The following is a 3,257-nucleotide window of genomic DNA, read 5'->3' as shown; positions in this document are numbered from 1 at the left end:
GGGGGTGAGACGCTACCAGTGAGACTTTTCACAGCGGGCGCCGATCGGGTGACGCCGGGTGGTTGGCGTGAGGGCAGGACGAACGAGGCACCCGGGCGGCCGAGCGAGATGTCCATGCCGGGAATCGGAGTCAGGACCGGAGCCAAGATCCTCATCGACGTCGGCGACGACAGCAGCTTCCCCTCCGCAGCCCACCTCGCCGCCGACGCCGACCTCGCCCCGGCCACCCGCAGCTCGGGCTCCTCCATCCGCGGCGAACAACCCTCCAGACGCGGCAACAAGCAGCTCAAACGCGCATTCTTCCTGTCCGCATTCGCCGCCCTCGCCGACCCGGCATCCCGGACCTACTACGACAAGAAGATCGCCCAAGGCAAACACCACACCCAGGCCCTGCTCTACCTCGCCCGCCACCAGGCCGACGTCCTCTTCGCGATGCTCCGCGACAGCACCTTCTACGAACCCCGAACCGCTGCCCCGGCCTGAGTCACCGGGATTCAGAATCCCCACACACCAGACAGTCGTACTCATCGACGGAGTCCAGGGCAACCGGGTAACTACAGAAGTCACACGACCGCAAGCCCTCCTCAGCGGACTCCCGGACAGTCGGCTCGTCTTCCATGCCCATCAAAGTGCCAGACGATCTCGAACCTGCCGCCGACCCCCTTGACCAAACACATAGGGGCACCCCCCGAACCGTCCTCACACCTGTGCTGGACCGGCACAGCAAGCACCGTCAGGCTGGTCGCGTACGGTGCCCCGGTGCCGCCGGACCACGGCGCCGTCGAACGACACGGGCATGGCGGTGAGAGCGGTGGACGGCGCAGCACGATCGCGCACCTGGTGCCCGCCGTACCCGCTACCCGGCCCTGAGTCCGGATCACCCGCAAGACGCTGCTGTAGCTGCACGATCCTCGGCTGCCCGCGCCGCCGACCGCGAAACTGGACCACCCGGCCTACCAGCAGGTCATGGCAGTGTTCGCCGCAGCCGACACACCGTTGCGAGCGCGCTCGGTGTGCGGGGCGATGGACGTGGAGATCGCGCCCAACAACGTCCATCTTGAAGCTCAAACGGCTGGCCGAGCGAGGGATCCTGACCGAGACCGAGCAGGGTTGTTCACCCTGCCCTGGCCATAGCCGCGCCGGGGGCCGCAACAAGGCCGCTTGCCCCAACCGAAAAGGGCGAGACGGGCGTCAACGTCACTCAGCACCGTCTCAGATCACCTGGAATTGATCGTCGTGACCGGCCTCGGGTCCGGCGCCCGCGCGGAACGCCGGGTAGCCCGGCAGCTCGGGCACGTCCCACCCTGCGGCGAGCTCGGAGAGCAGTAGCCGCATGGTCGCGGTGAAGGCCGGATACCCCGTCAGCTGGAGCGCGCTTGTCCAGCGGTGTCGCAGCACCTGTCGGCGGGTGGGCACCGGCCGACGGGTGCGGTGCATCCGCCCGTCCTCGGGCAGCGCGCGGCGCAGGAGGCGCAGCGTCGTGTCGATCGTCCAGATCACCAGCGCCTGTGCCATACCGGCCTGCCAGAGTGCCTCCTCAACTAGGTCCGGATACTGCGTCATCACCTCGGACCGGTAGGACTCCTCGGTCCGCCGGGCCAGGTCGGCCGGCAGCCGGTAGACGCACCAGCAGCTGGAGAACGGCATCCGGCAGTAGGCTGCGGTCAGGAAGACCGATTGATAGCCGGCTGCTTCGAAGTCGATCAGTCGCAGGCCTTCTGCGGTGATCAGGTTGTTGTCGGGGCAGGTGTCCCCCGGGGTGAAGCCGGGGTATCGCTCGCCGCCGGCGGTGCCAACCTTGGTGAGCTCGTCGGCCAGCCCGGGTGGGGCGGTCAAGCCGCACTCGGTGAGCAGGTCGAGGAAGGCGTCGACGTTCTGCCGCTGCCACGGCTCGTCCTCCCAGCTCGGCAGGCCCTGGTCGTGGTGCTGCCAGAGAGTCGCGAACTCGGCGCGCCGCGGCACTGAACAGGCCGCCAGCCGGCCCAGGCCGCGAGCCCACTCCAGGAGGCCGCGCTCGGCGGCCTTCGGGTCAGTGCCCAGCAACAGGTCCGCCAGGGTGGGCGCGTCTCCCAGGTCCGTCATCACCAGCAACCGTCGCGCGGGGTCCGCGGCGAGCAGCTTCGGTCCGGCCAGGCCGAGCGAGAGCCCTGCCGTCTCGCCGGTGTATGCGCGCCGTGCCTCAGGCTCGTCGGCGAACGCTTTGACGATCACGCTGCTGCCGGTGGCCGTCCGGCAGCGCAGCACGGTGCTCCGCGAGCTGCCGCCGAGATCGATGGGGTTCCGGAGAGGCTGGCCCAGCAGCGCGCCTGCGGCGCGGATGATCTCGTCCACCCCGGCATCCTGCCAGCCTGCCGATCCAAGCTCACCTGATTATGCTCCGGCTCGGGGTGGGCCGGGCAGCAGCAACGTCAGCTTCGGCTTGGGCAGCTTGCCCAGCCAGCCGAGCTCCGTGGCCGCGCCGTCGGCGTTGCGGTCCACCGTCATGGTGTTCCAGGCGGACTGCCATCCTTCAGCTAGGCAGCGAGCTCTTCCGACCGGAACGCGACGTTCTCGTCTCCGCAGGGGAGCGCATCTCGGTGGACGAGGAGCCGGGTGGCCATCGCGGCGAGGACCTGGCGGAGCTTTTCGGCGGTCCGCGCGGCGCCGGCCCTCCAGCTGCTGGCGAGCGACCTGGCCTGCGGCAGCCCTCCGCCTTCGAGGCGTGAGGGCGGCACAAGGGGAAGGGTGGCACGGCCGGCGACGGCCGCCTCAAGGGGCCTGGACAGGCGCTATGAGGTCGGTCTCGCGCGCGGGTGTGATCCGCCCAAGCCACCCGGCTGCCTCCCGGCGGGACAGCCGGCGGTCGAGTCGCAGCGAAGGCTCCATCTGCTCGAAGACCCGACCGTTCACCCAGCCAAACGAGCCGCGCGGCGGGTGGAGGACAAGCACCCGCACGCCGTCGAGTGGTCTGATGTCCGCGGGGATGCCTTCGGGCGCGACATAGCCGCCGTGGCCGTCGAACAGGCGGAAGCGCCGGAGAACCGGCTCGCCGGAGACGGTACGGGGATTGCCGCAAGTTGCGGCGTCCACCCAGGCCCGGGTGGGCCGTTCACCCGGCAGCAGCCCGCGGATCCTGTTTCCGATGAGGCGGTCCGCGAGCAGGGTGTGCAGCTGGAAGTTGTCCCCGATGCCGCTCATGGTCAGCACGAAACCGCGCCCGGAGGCGTGGTCGAGAACGATCAGCTGCTCGTCGTCCAGTACAGAGGCCAGCTGTTGCA

The 3,257-nt window shown here is 69.5% G+C and carries 1 protein-coding gene and 2 pseudogenes; 1 reads left to right on the top strand and 2 read right to left on the bottom strand.

All coding sequences use genetic code 11. The features are described from left to right. Nucleotides 1-111 precede the first annotated feature (111 nt). A pseudogene (locus tag AB0442_RS42040) lies at nt 112-483 on the top strand (transposase); the annotation flags it as partial. 729 nt (nt 484-1,212) lie between these two features. Here the strand turns inward: AB0442_RS42040 and AB0442_RS42035 are convergent. Then, nucleotides 1,213-2,331, bottom strand: coding sequence for a hypothetical protein (locus AB0442_RS42035; protein WP_366168786.1), 1,119 nt, complete (start codon nt 2,329-2,331; stop codon nt 1,213-1,215). A 417-nt stretch (nt 2,332-2,748) separates the two neighbouring features. Then, nucleotides 2,749-3,257 (bottom strand): annotated as a pseudogene (locus AB0442_RS42030) (hypothetical protein); the annotation flags it as partial.

Origin of the sequence: Kitasatospora sp. NPDC085895, from assembly GCF_040702125.1 — a bacterium.
In the GTDB taxonomy this organism is placed as follows: Bacteria; Actinomycetota; Actinomycetes; order Streptomycetales; family Streptomycetaceae; genus Kitasatospora; species Kitasatospora arboriphila.
Note: the sequence above shows the minus strand (reverse complement) of the source record. Positions and strands in the feature narration are given on the sequence as shown.